Source organism: Marinomonas sp. ef1, assembly GCF_002806845.1.
Classification (GTDB): Bacteria; Pseudomonadota; Gammaproteobacteria; order Pseudomonadales; family Marinomonadaceae; genus Marinomonas; species Marinomonas polaris.
The window spans coordinates 349,254-368,021 of the sequence record NZ_NHTT01000001.1; the positions used below are offsets into that span (position 1 = coordinate 349,254).

Here is an 18,768-nt window from a genome sequence, read left to right on the forward strand (position 1 = left end):
TATACTATTGATAATCATTTGTATTTATTTTTTAATCTTTCGCTGCTTTTATGCAGTAAAACACTAAAAAATAATGCTCTAGGGACTGATAACTTTGAGTTTAGTGAGTTTGGTGCGGTCACCTAATAACCATCCTTGCATGCTTTGGAGGATATTATTTTTATAGGCATAAAACTCAGCTATTGAGCTCAATATGCTGCCATACATTAGGCTTAATACAGGGATGAGTAAGGTGTTTTTGAATTCAATACGGTTAATGATGGTAATGAAGATGAGGCTTGTAGCAAAGCAAAAAGCAATAGTAAATATCATTTTACTGCTGGTACTAGCTTCATGGAAGTGTGGTCAATGAAACTCAAATCATTAGTTTAGTCGTATCAATTGCTGGGCTCCAATCATAAGTGATGCTATACATAGCATCACAAACAAAGCTGATAAGCGTAATATCATGAGAAGTATTCTTCACTTGAAAGAGGCGTTTTTTAAAAAGTATTAGTGCTTTTTCATGGAATAAATGGCATTAACTATTTAAATAAATAGACTGTGTGGGTTGCCAAATAGATGGGTCTCTATGAGTTACAAAAATGATGGTCGCAGATAGATCATGAATTACGTTAATAATTTCCTGTTCTGTTGCCTCATCTAGCGCAGCTGTTGCTTCGTCTAATATTAAGATGGGAGCGTTTTTGATTAGGGCGCGAGCCAATGCTACACGTTGGCGTTCACCCCCTGATAACGCGCTACCTTGCTGGCCAATTGATTGATGTATGCCATCAGGTGAACGATCAATTATAGAGCTGAGTGTGGATTTTCTCGCAATATCTTCAATTTCTTTATCTGAAGCATCTGGCTTACCAATGCGAATATTTTCAGCTAAAGTTCCTGTAAATACGATAGGATCCTGCGGCACAAAAGCGATATTAGAAGCCAGTCCATCATAGGTCATTTCATTTAGTTTAATTCCATTAATTGTAATATGACCTTGTGTGGGATCATCAAATCTCATTAGTAGTTCAAGTAGGGTGCTCTTGCCGCTACCACTAGGTCCCGTCACTAATACTCTGCTGCCAATCGGGATGTCTACATTGATATTGTTTAGCATAGGAGCATAGCTTACACCTTGAACTAAAATATGGTGGCTATCTGATGCAGTTTGTACGTTTGCCTGTGCAGTAGTAGGCTCGGGTAATATCGGTGTGTTTGTAGCTGCCTTAAAATTATTTAATGAAGCTCGTAGGTCATTAATGCCTAATCCTGCTGTTGCCAAGTCGCCAAGAGGGGCTGCGGCACGGCTAACCATGATTAGGAGTGCTAATATGACTGTAGGGCTATTAAATCCAGTAAATATCAAATATGCAGCCATTCCTGCTATAGGCATTATGCTTGCTAACGAAGAAATAAATACGGCGAAAGCAGCCGCTTTATTAGTTTTGATTAACGCCCTTTCCTGATTTTTCCAGCGATGCTCAATTCGTTCTATTGTTCGCACAGGTCCTGCTGCTGTGCGTAATAGCTCAATATGATCAACTAATTCAATAGTTGCTTCTGATGTTTTTGCTTCTGTATCATGTCGCCTTGCATCTGCATGTCCAAGTGCTTGCTGTGATAAGAATTGTGCGATCAATGATAATGTAAGTAATGCGGCGGCAACTAGGGCTACATCTAGACTCACAAGAACATATATGCCGAATATTAGAAATAGAGGAATGCATGGAGCGTGAAGAAAACTTTGAAGTTGGTGAGCTGGAATGCTCATAAATCTAGGAATACCTTGCCCAGCAATGTTAGCTACTTGTGCACGATGATCATTAGTAAACCAAGATAACTTGGTGCGAGCAAGAGACTGCCCTAATGCTGCATATAAGTCGCCAGCGAGTCTAACTCCTGTTAAATAGCCTATGCGATTCACTAAAACTGTTGCGAAAACAGCAACGCCAGCGCTGATTAAAATCCATTTTGGTGACCAATAGTTGATAATCCCAAGTGCCAAAATAGTGTAAGCAATTGCTTCTAAAGCGGCTACTAATATCCAGCCAATGCTAACAATAATTAATCGCTTACGCGCAATAGGTGGCAATGCAGGTATTGTTTTTTTGTGTGGTGTGTTTACTGCAATGCTCATAATAACTCTCCTGATGTAGTTTTACGCTTCAATTCAAGGTGAGCACTTGCTTTGGTTGCTAAGGCTTTATCGTGCGTAACTATAATAATAGTTTTGTCTTGATTTCGAGCTAAGTGTTCTAGCGATTCAATTAATTTAGTTGCCTTTATTTGATCTAAAGCGCTGGTTGGTTCATCAAGTAATATCACATGTGCTGAAGATAGAAATACCCTTGCAATACCTATTCGTTGTCGTTCACCGCCTGATAGTATTTGAGCATCTGTATTTAAATCGATGTCTAACTGTGCTGTTAGAAGGGCTGATTTTAGTTGTTCATCAGTAGCATTTGGGGCTGATAATCTTAAATTTTCTTCTACGGTTGCGGGTAGTACATCTGCACCTTGTGGTATGAATAGAAAGGTTTGGTGTCGAACTTGTTCATCTAGTTGAGAAATGTCTGTTTGGGCTAGCTGGATATGCCCTTTTTGCAGAGGTTCAAGCCCTGCTAAAATGCGCAAGAGGGTTGTTTTTCCTGCACCACTTGGACCAGTGATTGCAGTCATAGTGCTGGGTTCAAAAATATAGTTTAGTTTATCAAGAGTCTTGACTTTGCCTATAGAGTATTCAGCATCTTTAATTGCAAGTATAGGTGGAGTACCTAACTGTGTTAATTGACCTGTTGGTAATGTAGGCGTCTGCAGCAGCTTTATTATTCTCCCCATTGCTGATTTCCCCGTACTTACATAATCAAGTCCATGTCCGAGACGCAAAGCGGGTGTCACAATTGCTAAGCTGAAAAATAATGTTGCGGCTAATATTATAGTGTTTTGGTCATAAGACACTAAATAGGCAATAGCAAACGTCGCGACAGCTTGTAGCAATGCTACGGCAATCCCTGCAAATGTTGCGACTTTACTTACCCACATAACCATGCTGTTAGTAAAACGTTCCGCTGAATCATGATAAGTGGCTAAAGCTCCAGATTGACGCCCATATATTCTATTTACTCTAATGCCGCGCGCGTAATCGTCAACTGCAGATATCACCTCAGCCATAACCTTCATGCGTGCAGCTCCATCGCGAGCAGTAATGCGTGGTACTACTACGAGATAATATAATGAGGCAATAAGGCCTGGTAATAACACCCAGAGTGTTTCAGGACCAACCATGCTAATTAATAAAGTAATAGAGGCTAGCGGTAAGACTGCTAAGTTAGCAATTTCTGAAGGTAAATGAGCCACCATATGATGTAATTTTGCAATATCATCTGAAACAAGGCTTCTTAAGCTCTGGTCACCTTGTCCAGACAGTGTTGATGCAGGTAAGCGAGTAAGGTGATTGGCAACTTGACGACGTAACTTTCCTGAAAATGCGGCCTCGGCATCGTGTGCAAGCCATGAAGCTGAGGCTGAAAATGCAGCACTTAAAAGCCACAATATTATCGCAGTAATAACCCAATAAGCAGATATATCGCTAATCAATTGAACCATGCACCAAAAGGCTGCGAGCGTGGCTAAGCCAGATAAGGATGATAAAAGCGTCCCAGCAAGAAGCTTAGGCAATGCTGGTTGTAATGTTAATCCTATCAATGGGTTAGTAATAAGACAGCGTAAGTTTGGTTTGCTCATGTTAGCCTCAATTGTCCATAATTTAGTTGTTTCATAAGGTTTACAACCTTATCTTTATTAACTCTGTTATCTTAGGTTTGGCTGATGTTGGTGCCAAATTATTAAGATTAAGCAGCATTCTAAGAAGATGTTTTTTTTCTTTGTTATGAGATTGTTGATTAGTAGATCGGTTATATAATGACTAATAATAGCGTTATTGATAATGGTTATCAATATTGTGTTTGTTTTGTGTGTTGATAAAAACTACACACTAAAACACCAAAAATTAATGCTATAGGGGCTGACTAGATTAAGTTTAGAAAGCTTGGGGAAATCACTAAGTTTGATTTTTCCATTTCTAAATTTGGGTTTGACTCCGTTGATGCGGATCTTTTTTGATGTGAGGGAGTCTGCGGTAATTTCAAAGCGCTTCTTTTTTGAGCCAAAGCCGTTGCAGTGAAGAATTTTTGGATTGGCTGACATATTGATAATGAGTAGGGTGCATTTGCCTTCTTTTTTTGCGCTATGGCAGTAAATCTGCACAAATGGGTCGTTACTTTGCACGTCAAAAACGTGTTCTCCTATGAGCTTCCCCCATAACCAGCTGACCCAATAATCTGGATTTGGTTTTAACGTTTGTCGATTAATAAGGGCGTAGTCACCGCCGATTAGACTTTGTCTTATCATGACTTTCTGGCCGTTTTTTGCGCCTCGACCGAGTTGATCTGCCCACCAAAAACAGGATACAAAACGATCTGATAGTTTGGCTTGCCCACCGCACTGAGCCGATCCAGTTTCTCCGGTCCAAAGTTGAGCATTAGGTTGATATTGATCGCGGAGCTTTTCCAGTTGTCTCGAATATCTCTCATAATCCATGAGTGAGCTTGGCGATAGAATGTTTTTGATTGTTGCTGCGCGAGTTTTGATCGGAGAACGACTGCTTTGAAATGGATAATAATGCCAATCAACAATATCGAGAGGTTCTTCTAGATTATCTAAAAATGGAGCGGAAATATTGCTAAGGGGTTTGATGGCTTCGCCGATTCTCGGCCAGAATGCACTGCCAGGGCCGGCGATTTTGCTATTGGGACTGTACAGTCGAACGCAGCGAATAAAAGAGTCATAGTCTTTTGCGAGATTTTTCGCGCTAGGTTGTGAGGTTAATCCATGAAATGCCCAATAGGCGTTGAGCTCATTACCCAGTTCGCAAATATGGATACTTTGCCCATGAACGTGGCTGTATTCCAATAATTCTTTAACTTCGGTTGATTGCCATGTGCCTTGTTGACGTCGTTCAAACAGACCATATTTCATGGTAAACATAAGGGCTAAACCATTGCGTTGGCAAAAGTCATGAAGCTGGTGCCACATGTCTTTGGTGACAGTAAGTGCGTCTGAATTGCTATTAGTTGGGGCGTTAGCGCTCGTAAAGTAATGTACTTTATCCGCTTCAGAGCCGCCTACTCGAATATAGGCGGGGCCGAGTGCTTGAACTAATAAATCGAGTTTTTCCTGTTGTAAGTTGAGAGGATCAACCCGTTGAGTACCAAGTCCTCGTTGCGTGCCTTTACTTCCTTCCCACCAGAAACCGCCAGCCAATACGGATATATCAATCGAGAAAGATAAGTATCTTGGTTCTATGGTTGTAACAGGTGTCGTGCTGTTAAGATTAACGACAAGCAATTTATTTTGGCGAATGTTGTGTTGTCTTTGCAATCTAGAATAAAACAAGAGGTTTCTTCTCTCACAAAAGGTTTTGCTAGACTGCAATAAAAGTGTGACATTTGTATGATGCTCTAAATGCCCCGATTTTTTATAAAGGACACTAAGATGAAAGTACCGGTTTGGATAATGACGATTTTGTTGGCAGGCTGCACTTTATTAACTGGTTGTACTAGTGCTCCAAAAAATATTGATCCCGTAACACAATTTCAAGTAGAGCGTTATTTAGGCACTTGGTATGAAATTGTGCGTCAAGATCATGCTTTTGAAGAAGGTTTGTCTAATGTCACAGCGACTTATTCTATGCGTGATGATGAAGGCGTCGCAGTGTTGAACCGTGGTTATTCTGCGGAAGATAAAAAGTGGCGAGAAGCTGAAGGCCGCGCTTATTTTGTCAATTCGTCGGATATTGGGCATCTAAAAGTGTCGTTTTTTGGGCCGTTTTATGGTGCCTATGTGATTTTTGAGCTGGATCAAAAAAACTATCAATACGCCATGATATCTGGGCCTAGCCGAGACTATTTCTGGTTATTGTCTCGCACTCCAACTATGCCTGAAGACGTTAAACGTCGATTATTAGCCAAAGCGGAAGCATTAGGCTTCCCTATGGATAAATTGGTTAACGTAGTTCAAAGTAGCAATGTGCCAGCCAGTTAGCTTTTCCTGCGTTACAATTTTAGAAAAGAGAGCAAGTAATCGACTCTTTTGCTTCAGGAGTTGAGCAAACTTCAGTGTAAGCTGTGGGGCTTTGAATAAGAGCATAGTGCACATTGGAGTCTCTACATAAGGCGAGAAAGTCGTCATAGCGTTGATTGAAATTGTTTCTTGTTATCTCATAATTGATTGTTGCGTCATTATCGCCAAAATTATTATCCATGGCTTCTGCTTTTACTCGCTGAATCAGATACGTTAATTCATTATATTTGTGTCGAATTTGATGGCAGTATGCGCTATTCGGTGTGGTTTCAGCACATTCTATCATTGATGTTTCAAGCTGGGCTTTCTCGGTTTGATAGCGATCTAAGTAATTTATCGATTGGCTATTTTTCCTTTGTGTTCTTTCAGACTGTAGCGATAGCACTTCTAATCTATTTTTTGCTTTATTCAAGCGCTCTTCTTTTGCCAAGCACTCTTTTCCGAAGGCTATTAAATCACTGCTATGTACTAGACTTACAAAAGAGCATCCTAGTAAAAGAACGCCGTATTTAATGGTCGAAATGTGCATTAGGTTGTAGGTCCTGTTTGTTTTTCGTTACACATTTAGTGTACGTTCATCGTAATTACGCTTAAGTATACACTGTGTTTTTCTGGAGGAAGTATGGAAAAATTGTTATCAGTTATAGGTGAGGGGAAGGGGATTTCTATCTCTCTTGATCGAGGGCCTTTTCAGAATAATGGTGCGTCACCTTGGTATGCTTATGTTGGAGTTGGCACGCCAGAGCAAACATTGAAGTTTTCTTTTGATACCGGCAGTGACTTTATCTGGGTGACATCTAGTTTATGCAAAGCAGATACTTGTCATCATTATGGTGATCAAGAGTTTGCTTATCAAATATCATCCAGTTTTTCTTGGGTTAACCAGCAGACAACTGAGGTTAATTTTGGGCCATGGGGAAATATGGAGGTAAAAACGGGCAAGGATGTTTTTACCTTAACACCTGAAGCCTTGGGACAATCAACAAGTGGTTCTGTGTCTTTGCTGTCAGATGTGTATTTAGCGCAGTCTTATCAAGGTATTCAGTTTCGAGAGCTTGATTGGGATGGCGGCATCGGTATTCCTAGTACAACGGAATTGTCAGATTCTCTTTTTGTTTATCGGTCTTTTCGAGGCATAACACCGAGTAATAAAACTGAACCGGCATCATTTCATTTCTTTCAGAGTTTGCTTGATCAAGGAGTGGTTAGTTCGAAACGTCCTTATGTAACATTTCTAACAGATATCGATAACAAGAGTGGTCAAGTGGAATTTGGTCAGCTGAATAAAGATTACCGAGAGAACAGGGAGTATCTATTTTTGCCTTGGGATAAATACAGTGCACCTTATTTATGGACCAGCAAGATCACATCTTTATCTATTGGTGATACTCAGCTTATTTCACCTGAATCAATTACTAGCACGCCATACTTTCTTGCTTTGGATTCTGGCTCATCTCAGTTCAAAGGCGACTTGGATGTAATGGCTACGCTTTACAACATAGCATCTAAAACAAAAGAAAATCTGGTGATTGAGATCGGAGAAACGGATTCTGGAAATATTGGAAAGTTGGTGGTTACCTCTAACATGTACGATGTATTGATTGAGGCTGGTGAGAATAAAGGAGAAGTTATTACGCAATTTCAACCAATGGAAAATGCTGATTATATCGCGTTGGTAGGTTCTGTATTGATGGATTATTTGTATACGGTGTATGAATTTAGAGTAGTTCAACGTGAAGGCGAGAATTGCGTTATTCCTGTTGGCATGTGGATATTCAATAAAGAAGAGGGGCCCAAAGTGATTACGACAACTCAAAATAAGCCAGCACGTATTTTCAATTAATGTCTACCAATTTTAGTGAACAGATAAAAATGTTTAAACCATAAAGGAGTAATGCATGTCTTTGATGTTGAATGGCTCATGGGAAAATAGCTATGGCTCAACGATGACGTTAGAAGTCGATGAAGATGGTTTTATTTTTGGAGAGTACGGATCTCATACTGGCTCTACTGGTACTTATCTTGTGATTGGATATTGTCGGCCAAGTGACCCTACTAATGATGCTGGGCAACCATTAGTTCTGTCTATTTATTGGCGTTCAATTGGTGGTGAAGAACCTGACGATGGCTCTCACTGGGTTTCTACCTACTGTGGCCAGCTTGATAGTGATGGCCAAATTACGGTAATGAACTCATTGGTAACGACAACTAAATATCAAGCTTTTGTTCCAGGAGATTACATCGACAAGTTGATCTTCACGAAACATTCTAGCTCTAATGAAATCAAGACAAAAAACATTGAGCCTATGGCTCAGAAAAAAGCAAAATTTGCTAATTCTATTAATGGCGTTTGGGTAAACCAAGAAAAAAGTATTCAGCTAACGGTATTTTTGCAGGATAAAGAATATGGGGTTGTTAACGGCTGGTTAGCATATGAAGGTGAACTAATAAGCATGCTTGGTTTCACAGATACCTTAGATAATAACAATATATTACAGAGTGTTAGCTTAAGTGGATATATGCTATATACATATCAACCGATATCACTTATCGGTCGTATAAGCCAAGACGCTAATACTTTGATTCTTTCTCGTTGGTTGGCTAACTCCACAAAGGCTGAGTCAGCCTACTTTCAGGCAAACTCTGAAAACTGGGAATTAACGAAAAAATCATAGTTGAGTCATGATCAAATTGTGAGGGAAAACAAATGAGCTTAGGTAATGCATTCAATAAAGAAGAGCATGATCAAACTATAATCGATTGTTTTCTACAAATGTGGCGTTATTCTGCCGATTTAATGTTCATCATGGCAGTAGAAGATGGTGATGAGTTTTCTTTATACGACAATAACCCAGCGTCTAAGGCAGTAATGGGTCTTGAAAAGGGAGCAGAGATACATCGCCTTAACTTACGAGTGCAGTTTGGTGACGAAATGGCAGAGCAAGTCTATGCTACCTATCGTCAAGTATTGCAGGGTGGAAAACCTGTTTCTATCGAACAAGCTGGTATGCGAGGTGACGGTAGTCAGATTTATTTTGATACCTTGTTTGTCCCTATTTTTGATTCATTAGGTAAGCCGATTTTTGTATGTGGCGTAAGTCGTGATATTACGAAAATAAAAGAGGCCGAAACCGTTGCATTAAAAGCTAATGAAAAACTTCTGGAATACAGCACCGCACTGGAAACGATCAACCAAGAATTGGATCGTAAGGTACAAGAGCGAACCAAAGAATTAGAAAATGCGAAACGCATAGTAGAAGAGTCATTGGAGGCAAAGTCTTCCTTTGTTGCCAGAATGAGCCATGAAATACGCACCCCAATTAATGCTGTGATTGGATTAAGCCACCTGACTTTAAAAACGTCTTTAAATCATGAGCAAAAAGACTATATCAACACCATTTTATCGTCCGGTGAAAACCTACTTAGTCTCGTTAATGATGTATTGGATTTTTCGAAGATTGAGGCGGGGGAAATGGGGATAGAAAAAGTGCCTTTTTCCCCTAAATTGATTGTCCAGCATGCGATCAATATGAATGCTATCAAAGCTGAAGAAAAAAAATTGGCAGTGACGGTCGATATTTCTCCATCGTTGCCGCCCATGCTATTAGGTGACCCATTACGTATACAGCAAGTGTTGGTCAATCTAGTTACCAATGCTGTTAAGTTCACCGAACGTGGTGGTGTTTGTGTACGCATGTATGCTGATGAAAATAATGATAAAGGTGTTCTAATAAGGTGCGATGTAATTGACACAGGTATTGGGATATCGAAAGTGTATTTGGATCAACTATTTCAATCATTTCATCAGGCTGACGATAGTGTTACTCGCAAGTTTGGTGGAACCGGTTTAGGCTTAACTATCTCTCGCCAACTCTGCTCGTTGATGAACGGTGATATTTGGGTACACAGTGAATTAGGGCAAGGTTCTACTTTTAGTTTTGTTCTCCCTCTTAATATCGCCCCTGATTTATTGCTTTTAAATGAAAGTACCTTAAATGAAAAAGTGTTAAAAGAAGAATGTAGAGAAAATAAAAGCATCCCGAATTTTTCTCAATATAACATTCTTCTGGCAGAAGATAATCTTATTAATCAAAAGGTTATTTTGGGGTATTTAGATGATACCTTGATAAAGGTGGATGTTGTTGGTAATGGTGAAGAGGCTATTAATAAATTAGAAAACAAGAAATACGATTTGGTTTTGATGGATATTCAAATGCCGATTATGGATGGGTTAACCGCTTCTAAAAAAATTAGACAATCCTCTCATTATAGTAATATTCCTATAATTGCAATGACAGCTCATGTCTCTGATGAAGCAAAAAAGCAGTCAGCACACGCTGGTATGAATGCGCATTTAGATAAGCCAATTAAAAAGTTTGATTTATACAAAATTTTACAAAAACACCTAGCTACAAATAAGCATCATAACTCCTTGCAAATGAAGGGTTTTGTGATGCATGAACAAGACGCACTGCATTCTGAGGTGTTGTCTAATTTGTACTCAATAGATACATTGGATATAGATAAAGCGATAAAAAATCTTAGTGGAAAAAAAGACTTATATCTTGATTTAATATCGTCTTTTTATAATAGATACAAAGATTTTTCTTTGGCTGAATGTATTGGTATTGATTTAGATGGGGTTATTCACTCATTAAAATCTAATGCTGCTTACATAGGGGCGTTAAATATATCAGTGTTTTGTACTGAATTAGAAGGCAATATTAAAAATGGGGCTTTTTGTTCTGAGCTAATTATCCATCTTGTGGGAATGGTTAAGGTGTTAGTTGATAAATTGAAATGTATTTTAATGCCCTATTTTTCTTTAATTAAATCAAGTGAAGATATAGAAGGGTTTAGCGAAAGTGATTTAGTGAATAAATTGAAAAAAATAGTACCTCTATTAAAAAAGTCAGATTTTTTTGTAGAAAATCATTTCAGTTTACTGCGCAAAATGGTTCGCGGTAGCAAGTACGTTCTGGATATCGAAAATTTAATTTATGATGTTAAAAATATTGAGTTTGAGACGGCTGCTGTTAAAGCGTCTCAGCTTGTTTTAGAGCTCCAAGGTGATTAGAGACGATGACAGAAGTGCAAAGTGTTTTAGTCATTGATGACGAAAAAATCAACCTGAAAATAATCAGCGATATACTCAGTGATGAGGTTAGCATTATGCTAGCAAAAAGCGGTGAGCAGGGTATTAGAAAGGCTATAGAATATAAGCCAGATTTGATTTTATTAGATGTTGTAATGCCAGAAATGGATGGTTTTGAAACCATGGCTCGCCTTCGTCATAATGTGCGTACAAGTGCCATCCCCGTTATTTTTATTACTGCTTTAAATGACTCGAGTCATGAAGAAAAAGCTTTATTAATGGGTGCCAGCGACTATATTCAAAAACCACTACATACCAATATAGTACAGGCTCGCGTTCGCCTTCATTTGCAGCTTGTAAAACAGCGTCAAATGTTAGAAAAACTAGCCAATATTGACCCTTTAACATCACTTGCCAATCGTCGTAAGTATCAAGATGTTATTGAGCAAGAATGGCAAAGAGCCATTACTCATCAAGGATGTCTTTCTTTGCTCGTCATTGATATAGATAATTTCAAGCAATATAACGATTGTTACGGACATGCTACTGGTGACAAAGTGCTTCAACAAGTCGCAATGGTATTAGCTAAGCAAGCTTTAGATAAAGGACTCGTTGCAAGATATGGTGGTGAAGAGTTTGTTATCTTGTTACCTGACCATTCTCAAGAAGATGCTGTTGAGGTTGCTCGTCTTTGTATGCAAGGAGTTGAGGCCCTAAATTTAGCTTACAGTCATGAAGATTTTAGCGGTAAGGTAACGGTTAGTGTGGGAGGAAGTACAAAATTACCTAATATAAGTTGCAGCAGCGATGACCTTTTTAATACAGCAGATGAGATGCTGGGGCTCGCGAAAAAAAGCGGTAAAAATAAAATATTATGGAAATTACCGAGTAATCCGCACACAATAGCTGAGTGATGTTTGTTTTTTAAGTCACTCTTATTATAAGGTTTGTAATGAACAAGGTTAATAACTCATACGGGTTAGAGATGCATCCATTACGAGATGCACTGTATGCAGAGCTACATTCACGCCCTTTTCAGGTGCTGCCCAGTCCAGCCCGAATAAGTTATCTCGCGGTTATTGTCGGTTCAGATCAGAAGCAAGCAGAGTTTGAACACTTTTGTTCACTTTATAATCATTTTAATGGTGTGCCACCACAAGATGATGGCGTGTGCTTTGAAGTAGATTTTGGCGACTTTAAAATACGTCGTGATAAGCACCTTGAATTTACTTCTTACATGATTACTCATTCGCAGATTGATCCTAACCTAGGTTTTTTCGATCAAAATGCTTTGGTTTGTTTGCCAATTGATTGGTTATCTAAAATTCCTGGTATTGTTATTGCGGCGTTTCATGTGGCCGTTGAAGATGCTCGAACCATTCCTGAACCAGATCTCGCTCTAGTAAAAAGCCATTTTGAAGGTATGCGTTTAGTCGGTAGTCGTCCTCAAAATGGCGATGCTCAGGTTTGGACCACTTTTCAGTTGCACAGTGATGGCTGTGGTCGTTTTCTCATTTACAACAAACGCATGAGTGATAGCCAACTGGGCCGTATGGTTCAGCGCGTAGTCGAGATAGAAACCTACCGTTTGATGGCGTTATTAGCGTTACCCATGGCGCGAAAATACAACGCAGAACTTGTTGCCATGGACGAAGAGTTAGCTCAAACCACCGCCAGCTTGTCTGACGCGACAGAACCACTTGATGAGCAAGCCTTGTTGAGCGAACTAATAGACATGGCCGCTTGGGTTGAAGCCACACGATCAAAAACCTCATTTCGATTCAGTGCCACAAGGGCTTATCACGAATTAGTTTTAAAACGTTTAAATGAGCTAAAAGAAGACGAAGTATCCGGTCATTTAACCATTACCGAATTCATGACTCGTCGTTTAACACCTGCAGTGAGGACCTGTAATACAGCTGGCAACCATTTAGAAAGCCTTTCGACTCGTATCGACAGAGTGTCGGATATGATGCGTACTCAAGTAGAGATGTCGATTCAATCTCAGAATCAACAATTGCTCACTTCCATGGATCGTCGTTCAAAAATTCAACTTGCCATGCAGCATACGGTCGAAGGCTTGTCTGTTGCTGCGATCAGTTACTATAGCGTGGGTTTATTGAAGTTCTTGATTGAGGCGGTTTACGACAAAGGTGTCCATTTTGATAAAAGCCTAGTGATTGGCTTGTCCGTGCCTATTGTTGTTGGCAGTGTATGGTTAGCGACGCGAAAAATACATAAACGCTTTTTGTTGCTGGCTAAGGCCAAAGAAGAAAAGTAGTCGTTGTTTTGTTTTTCAAACACACATAAAAAAGGCTTTCTATTGTTACCGTAGAAAGCCTTTTTTGTGATTAGAGGTTTGTTTTATTAGGGTCTTTATCAAACTGTATTATGAATCTCTGCAACGAAGTCGTAAGAATCCCCAGGGAACCATGAGCGCGTAAACTCAATGGGCGTACCATCTTGTGTTACAGCGGTACGTTCAATGTAAAGTACAGCGCTAAGTGCTGGGATGTCGAGTAGATGAGCTCTTTGTTCATCAATGCTAATGGCGCGAAGACGCTGAAACGCACGAACAGGGCGGCAGCCTTGTTGTTCCAGCAAATCGTACAATGATCCTTCCATCGCAAAAGGGTTGAGAATGTAACGGCTTGGAATCGTCGCCAGCTCAAGCGCCATTGGCTTGCCATCGGCATAACGCAAACGATAAAAGCGTACCACTTCTTGCTCTGCTGACAGTTTAAGTGCTTTGCATTCATCCTCATGAGGCATACCCAAAGAGCGATCTAGCCATTTGGACGTAATGGTTTTGCCACGTGCTTCCATGACTTCGGTAAAGCTACGCAAGTGGTTCAGCGGTTGTTCAACCCTTTCACTCACAAAAGTTCCTGCGCCTTGACGTTGCGTCAATACGTCTTCTTTTACCAACTCGTCGATGGCTCGGCGCACGGTGACGCGTGAAACATCAAGATACTTGGCCAGATCACGCTCTGGTGGAAGCGTGTCTCCACCAAGTACTCGACCTGCAGAAATAGACGCTAAAATGGCTTTTTTTACCTGCATATAAAGAGGAATGCCTTTTTCTCTCAATGCTTGGGCCGCGCCAAATAACTCATTAACCCGATTTTGGTTCATATCAGTGTCCTGAACGGGAAGGGGTTCCCGTATTCGTACTCGTTTTTTCGAAGAGCTAAGTATGTCAGTTCTAAAGGAGAATAGCCGCTGACGTATGCGCGTTTACTCTCGTTAAAGCCTTGCCTTGGTGATCAAATAAATACAAGCGATTAGGTTGAATACCAAAGGTAATTTTATCACCTGCTTGGTGTTGGTTGTCACCATCCACCTTAAGCACCATTTCACCTTCCTGACCGATATCGACATATAAATAAGATAGTTCACCAAGGTGTTCAATGAGAGTGACTTTGCCTTCTACGATGTTGCTTTCGCAGTTTAGCGCCATGTGTTCTGGCCGCATGCCCAGTTGTACTATATCGCCCTGATTTAAAGACGAAGTATCGACCGAGGCTTCAATAACACGGCCAGATTCTAGCACAAGTTGCGTGTTTTCAGCGCCGGATTGACTGATCTTCGCTTTCAAAAAGTTCATTTTTGGTGAGCCAATAAAACCAGCAACAAATTGTGTTTTTGGATGATGATACAAATCCAACGGTGCGCCAACTTGTTCGACACGGCCTTTGTTCATCACGACGATTTTATCACCCAATGTCATGGCTTCTACTTGGTCGTGAGTAACATAAACCACCGTGGCTTTTAGTTCTTGATGAAGCTTACCAAGTTCGACTCGTGTTTGAACTCGCAGTGAGGCGTCTAAGTTAGATAAAGGCTCATCAAATAAGAAGACTTTCGGATCTCGTACAATGGCACGACCTATAGCAACACGTTGGCGTTGACCACCAGACAATTCTCTCGGTAATCGCTCCAATAAGTGATCAATCTTCAGCTTCTTCGCGGCTTCCATAACCTTGTTGTTCACAAACGCTTTGTCTTTGCCTGAGATCTTTAAGCCAAATGCCATGTTTTTAAACACGTTCATATGAGGGTACAAAGCATAAGATTGAAACACCATAGCGATGCCGCGCTTGGCGGGAGAGCGTCCATTGACGCGCTCGTCATCGATATACAAATCGCCTTCGGTGATGTCTTCTAATCCAGATAGCAAACGTAATAAGGTTGATTTACCGCAACCAGATTCGCCGATCAACACGACAAACTCGCCGTCTTTGATATCAAGGTCGATGCCATGCAGTACGTCCACATCGCCAAAGCGCTTTTTAATATTGTTAAGTTTTACACTAGCCATAAAATAAACCTCCAACGGTCAAAGATATAAACTATTATTTGACCGCTCCGCTGGTTAAGCCGCGGATCAATTGTCTTGAAAAAATGGTGTATAGGATCAGTACAGGAACGATCGCCAAGGTTAGTGCTGACAAAACCGAGTTCCAGTCAGTGACGTATTGACCAACAAATTGCTGTACGCCAAGAGTTATAGTGCGAGTATCTTCACCCGGCGCGAGTATCAGTGGGAACCATAAATCATTCCAAATCGGAATCATGGTGAATACGGCAACGGTTGCCATCGCGGGTTTCAGTAGTGGCAAGATGACACAAAAGAAAATCTTGTATTCACTAACCGAATCGCAACGAGCAGCTTCGGTGAGTTCCTTTGGAATGGTGCGTACAAACTCCGATAATATGTACACAGCAAGGGGCAAGCCTTGGGCTATGTACACCAAAACTAGCGCAGTAAGCGTATTCACAAGATCCAGATTGACCATCAGGCTCAAAATACTCACCGTGCCAAGACGGATCGGTATCATGATGCCCATGGCAAACAAAAAGGTAATCAGCAAGTTGCCCTTAAATTTGTATTCCGTCAGAGCCCAAGCGGCCATCGCGCCAAGTAAAAGCACCAAACCTACTGCCAAGATAGTGACGACCAAACTGTTCCAAGAATACAAGCCGAAGTCTGATCTCAATAACACTTGTTGGAAGCCCACTAAGGTAAAGGAATCACTGTCTGGTAAGCCGAGTGGATCGCGGAAAATTGCACGACGTTCTTTAAAGGCATTGATCACAACGACAATAATTGGGAACAGAGCAATCACGGTATAGGCCAATAACACAGCGTGTACCGTGACACTTTTGGGCACTTGCCTCATTCCAGAGGAAGGTATAAGACGACTAAATAGTTTCATCATGGCCTCCTTAAAATTGGAATCGCTGAATGCGGCGTTGAATAAAGAATAAGAACAGCATGACGCCCACCAAAATGATCAAAAACATCAGTGTTGCCACCGCAGCACCCATGGATGCGCTACCTTGTTGTAGCTGGAAGCCAAAAAATGTTCGGTAGAAGAAAGTTCCCATTAAATCGGTCGAAAAATCTGGGCCGGCAAGGGCGCCTTTTACCGCATATATCAGTTCAAATGCATTGAAATTCGCCACAAAGGTTAAAATTGATACCATGGCGATAGTTGGCAAAATTAACGGTAATTTAATGTGCCAAAAGGTTTGAAATGAATTCGCGCCATCAACCACACTGGCATCGACAATGTCATCAGGAATGTTGAGCAAGGTTGCGTAAATCAACATCATCGGAATGCCGACAAACTGCCACACTGAGATAAAAGCTAAAGTGATTAGTGCGCTACTTTCCTTACCAAGCCAAGCATCGAAGTATTGACCAAGACCAATACTGTAAAGGAAGTTTTCAGAAATTCCCCAAATAGGACTTAACAGCAGCTGCCAAACGAAACCAATGATTACTACAGAAAGCATGGTAGGCATAAAGATAAGTGTTCGGTAAGTACCGGATAAACGCAGCTTTGGCGAGCTCAATAAAACCGCGAGAAGCAAACCAATCGGGTTTTGTACAAGCATGTGAATCGCGAAAAATTTGAAGTTATTGCCGAGTGCGTTCCAAAAAGCCTGTGACCAAGTTTCGTCTGTTACCAAGGTGATAAAATTCTGCAGACCGACAAAGCTACTTTGCCCTTGTTGCTCGTTGAATAAACTTAAGACAAGTGTATCGAGCAAGGGGTAAACACTGAAAACAACGTAAATAAGCAGCCCCGGCCCGAGGAAAAATACCAAGTGCCATGGGAACGGTTTCTTTTCGTCATGTTGGTTGGATGGAGTCATAGTTTATCTCAATGTAACGTGCTATCTAGATAAATTTCATTTAGTTAAAAGGTCGCCCTAATCGACGACCTTTTAATGGTTTAGTTTATTGCTGAGGTTTGTACCATTGCTCCAAGCCTTCTTGTGTTTCTTTGGCGGCGGCTTCTGGTGTCATGGTGCCATTGATTACCTGAGCGCTCACGTTCCAAAGTTGGTTTTCCAAGTTTGGTGTACCACGAGACAGAATTTGATAGGAGTTACGAATGGTCGATTCACACTGCTGACGCCAGCTCATAAACTCTTGTGCAACAGGATCTTTAATGTCGATTTGATGATCGGATAATGGGAAGAAGCCCGGTACCGCATTCGCGTAAAGTGTGGCGAACTCTTTACTTGCCATCCAATTTAAGAAGACTTTAGCGGCTTCTTTATTAGTCGAACTTGCATTGATGCCAATACCCATATCGGTATGATCACTGATGTAGCAAGTGTCTTCTGCTTTTGCCACTGGAGGTGGAAATGCACCAAATTCAAAATCCGCTTGATTGTTGAACGTCTGAATATCCCAAGAGCCCGCTGGATAAATAGCAGCACGACCTAATGTGAAAAGGTTCTGTGAGTCAGAATATTTCTGCGCTTCAAATCCTCGACCTAGATACGATTTCCACTGGGCAAGTTCTTTCCAAGTATCTACGTAAGCTTTGTCGGTTAGTTTTTCTTTACCTGTTAATAGTGCTTTACGGCCTTTTTCACCTTCCCAATAGTTTGGTCCGATATTTTGGAACCCCATTGTTGCGGCTTCCCACTGATCAGCGGTTCCCATTGCTAACGGTATATAGCGACTTTCTGATTTGATGGTATCAAGCGTTTTGAAAAACTCATCACGGGTTTTAGGCACGGATAAATTCAGTTCTTTAAAGATTTCTTTGTTGTAAATAAAGCCGTGAATAACCGACGCAACAGGCATGCAGAATTGATCTTTGCCATCGTCCGTGACCCATGCGCTTTTCGCCACGTCAGAGAATTGTTTTAGACCTTTTAGATCATTTAAGTTTGCAAGATAACCGTCTTTATAAAGATCCAATGCCGTATCGAACGGACGACAAGTGATTAAGTCGCCAGCAGAACCTGCTTTTAATTTTGCTTGTAAGGCTGAGTTGTATTCCGTTGGAGGGGTTGGGGCAAAGTTTACTTTTGTATCTGGATGGCTTTTGTTAAAAGCTGGAATGATGACATCAGACCAGATATTGGCATCATCACTGCGCCAACTTTCTATCGACAAATCTTTTGCAGCTTGCGCTATGCCAGTGCTGCTAAGCAGGATTGCGGCTAGGCAAGTAAGTTTTGTTGCCATTTTTGTTTCAGGTGAAGCGGAACGAACATTGAACATGAGTACTCTCCGA

General features: G+C 40.8%; 15 protein-coding genes. 6 read left to right on the forward strand and 9 right to left on the reverse strand.

Annotated elements, in window-relative coordinates:
- Positions 1-520 precede the first annotated feature (520 nt).
- The 3 genes from CCS02_RS01550 to CCS02_RS01560 all read right to left on the reverse strand — a co-directional run bounded on the left by CCS02_RS01550 (position 521) and on the right by CCS02_RS01560 (position 5,439).
- Positions 521-2,122: an ABC transporter ATP-binding protein gene (locus CCS02_RS01550; protein ID WP_100635427.1), complete on the reverse strand. Its 1,602-nt coding sequence runs from the start codon at positions 2,120-2,122 to the stop codon at positions 521-523.
- Positions 2,119-3,729 (reverse strand): ATP-binding cassette domain-containing protein, encoded by a 1,611-nt coding sequence (locus CCS02_RS01555; RefSeq protein WP_100635429.1) that lies wholly within the window; start codon positions 3,727-3,729, stop codon positions 2,119-2,121. The genes CCS02_RS01550 and CCS02_RS01555 overlap by 4 nt, the downstream gene beginning before the upstream one ends.
- 243 nt (positions 3,730-3,972) lie before the next feature.
- On the reverse strand, positions 3,973-5,439 hold the full coding sequence (locus tag CCS02_RS01560) for a glycoside hydrolase (RefSeq protein ID WP_100635432.1): 1,467 nt from the start codon (positions 5,437-5,439) through the stop codon (positions 3,973-3,975).
- Positions 5,440-5,538: 99 nt separating this feature from the next.
- On the opposite strand from CCS02_RS01560, the gene CCS02_RS01565 reads away from it, so the two are divergent.
- Positions 5,539-6,087: a lipocalin family protein gene (locus CCS02_RS01565; protein ID WP_100635435.1), complete on the forward strand. Its 549-nt coding sequence runs from the start codon at positions 5,539-5,541 to the stop codon at positions 6,085-6,087.
- 19 nt (positions 6,088-6,106) lie between these two features.
- On the opposite strand, the gene CCS02_RS01570 is transcribed toward CCS02_RS01565, so the two are convergent.
- Positions 6,107-6,556 (reverse strand): hypothetical protein, encoded by a 450-nt coding sequence (locus CCS02_RS01570; protein ID WP_139248820.1) that lies wholly within the window; start codon positions 6,554-6,556, stop codon positions 6,107-6,109.
- Positions 6,557-6,748: 192 nt separating this feature from the next.
- On the opposite strand from CCS02_RS01570, the gene CCS02_RS01575 reads away from it, so the two are divergent.
- The 5 genes from CCS02_RS01575 to CCS02_RS01595 are packed head-to-tail and all read left to right on the forward strand — an operon-like array spanning position 6,749 to position 13,502.
- Positions 6,749-7,969: a pepsin-like aspartic protease gene (locus CCS02_RS01575; RefSeq protein ID WP_100635437.1), complete on the forward strand. Its 1,221-nt coding sequence runs from the start codon at positions 6,749-6,751 to the stop codon at positions 7,967-7,969.
- Positions 7,970-8,024: 55 nt separating this feature from the next.
- The gene (locus CCS02_RS01580; protein ID WP_100635440.1) at positions 8,025-8,801 is read left to right on the forward strand and encodes an avidin/streptavidin family protein; all 777 of its coding nucleotides are present in this window, start codon (positions 8,025-8,027) and stop codon (positions 8,799-8,801) included.
- A gap of 32 nt (positions 8,802-8,833) precedes the next feature.
- Entirely contained in the window at positions 8,834-11,203 is a 2,370-nt protein-coding gene (locus CCS02_RS01585; protein WP_100187365.1) for a PAS domain-containing hybrid sensor histidine kinase/response regulator, read from the forward strand.
- A gap of 5 nt (positions 11,204-11,208) precedes the next feature.
- On the forward strand, positions 11,209-12,135 hold the full coding sequence (locus CCS02_RS01590; RefSeq protein WP_100635443.1) for a GGDEF domain-containing response regulator: 927 nt from the start codon (positions 11,209-11,211) through the stop codon (positions 12,133-12,135).
- A gap of 38 nt (positions 12,136-12,173) precedes the next feature.
- A complete protein-coding gene (locus CCS02_RS01595) occupies positions 12,174-13,502 on the forward strand; it encodes a DUF3422 family protein (RefSeq protein ID WP_072837960.1) in 1,329 nt (442 codons plus the stop codon).
- A gap of 98 nt (positions 13,503-13,600) precedes the next feature.
- Here CCS02_RS01595 and CCS02_RS01600 read toward each other — a convergent pair whose 3' ends face one another.
- The 5 genes from CCS02_RS01600 to CCS02_RS01620 form a co-directional block, all read right to left on the reverse strand.
- The gene (locus CCS02_RS01600; protein ID WP_072837961.1) at positions 13,601-14,356 is read right to left on the reverse strand and encodes a GntR family transcriptional regulator; all 756 of its coding nucleotides are present in this window, start codon (positions 14,354-14,356) and stop codon (positions 13,601-13,603) included.
- 70 nt (positions 14,357-14,426) lie between these two features.
- Positions 14,427-15,542 (reverse strand): ABC transporter ATP-binding protein, encoded by a 1,116-nt coding sequence (locus tag CCS02_RS01605; RefSeq protein ID WP_072837962.1) that lies wholly within the window; start codon positions 15,540-15,542, stop codon positions 14,427-14,429.
- 34 nt (positions 15,543-15,576) lie between these two features.
- Positions 15,577-16,440, reverse strand: coding sequence for a carbohydrate ABC transporter permease (locus CCS02_RS01610; protein WP_100635445.1), 864 nt, complete (start codon positions 16,438-16,440; stop codon positions 15,577-15,579).
- 10 nt (positions 16,441-16,450) lie between these two features.
- Positions 16,451-17,386, reverse strand: a complete 936-nt coding sequence (locus tag CCS02_RS01615; RefSeq protein WP_072837964.1) for a carbohydrate ABC transporter permease — start codon at positions 17,384-17,386, stop codon at positions 16,451-16,453.
- 85 nt (positions 17,387-17,471) lie between these two features.
- Positions 17,472-18,755, reverse strand: a complete 1,284-nt coding sequence (locus CCS02_RS01620; RefSeq protein ID WP_100635447.1) for an ABC transporter substrate-binding protein — start codon at positions 18,753-18,755, stop codon at positions 17,472-17,474.
- Positions 18,756-18,768: the final 13 nt, after the last annotated feature.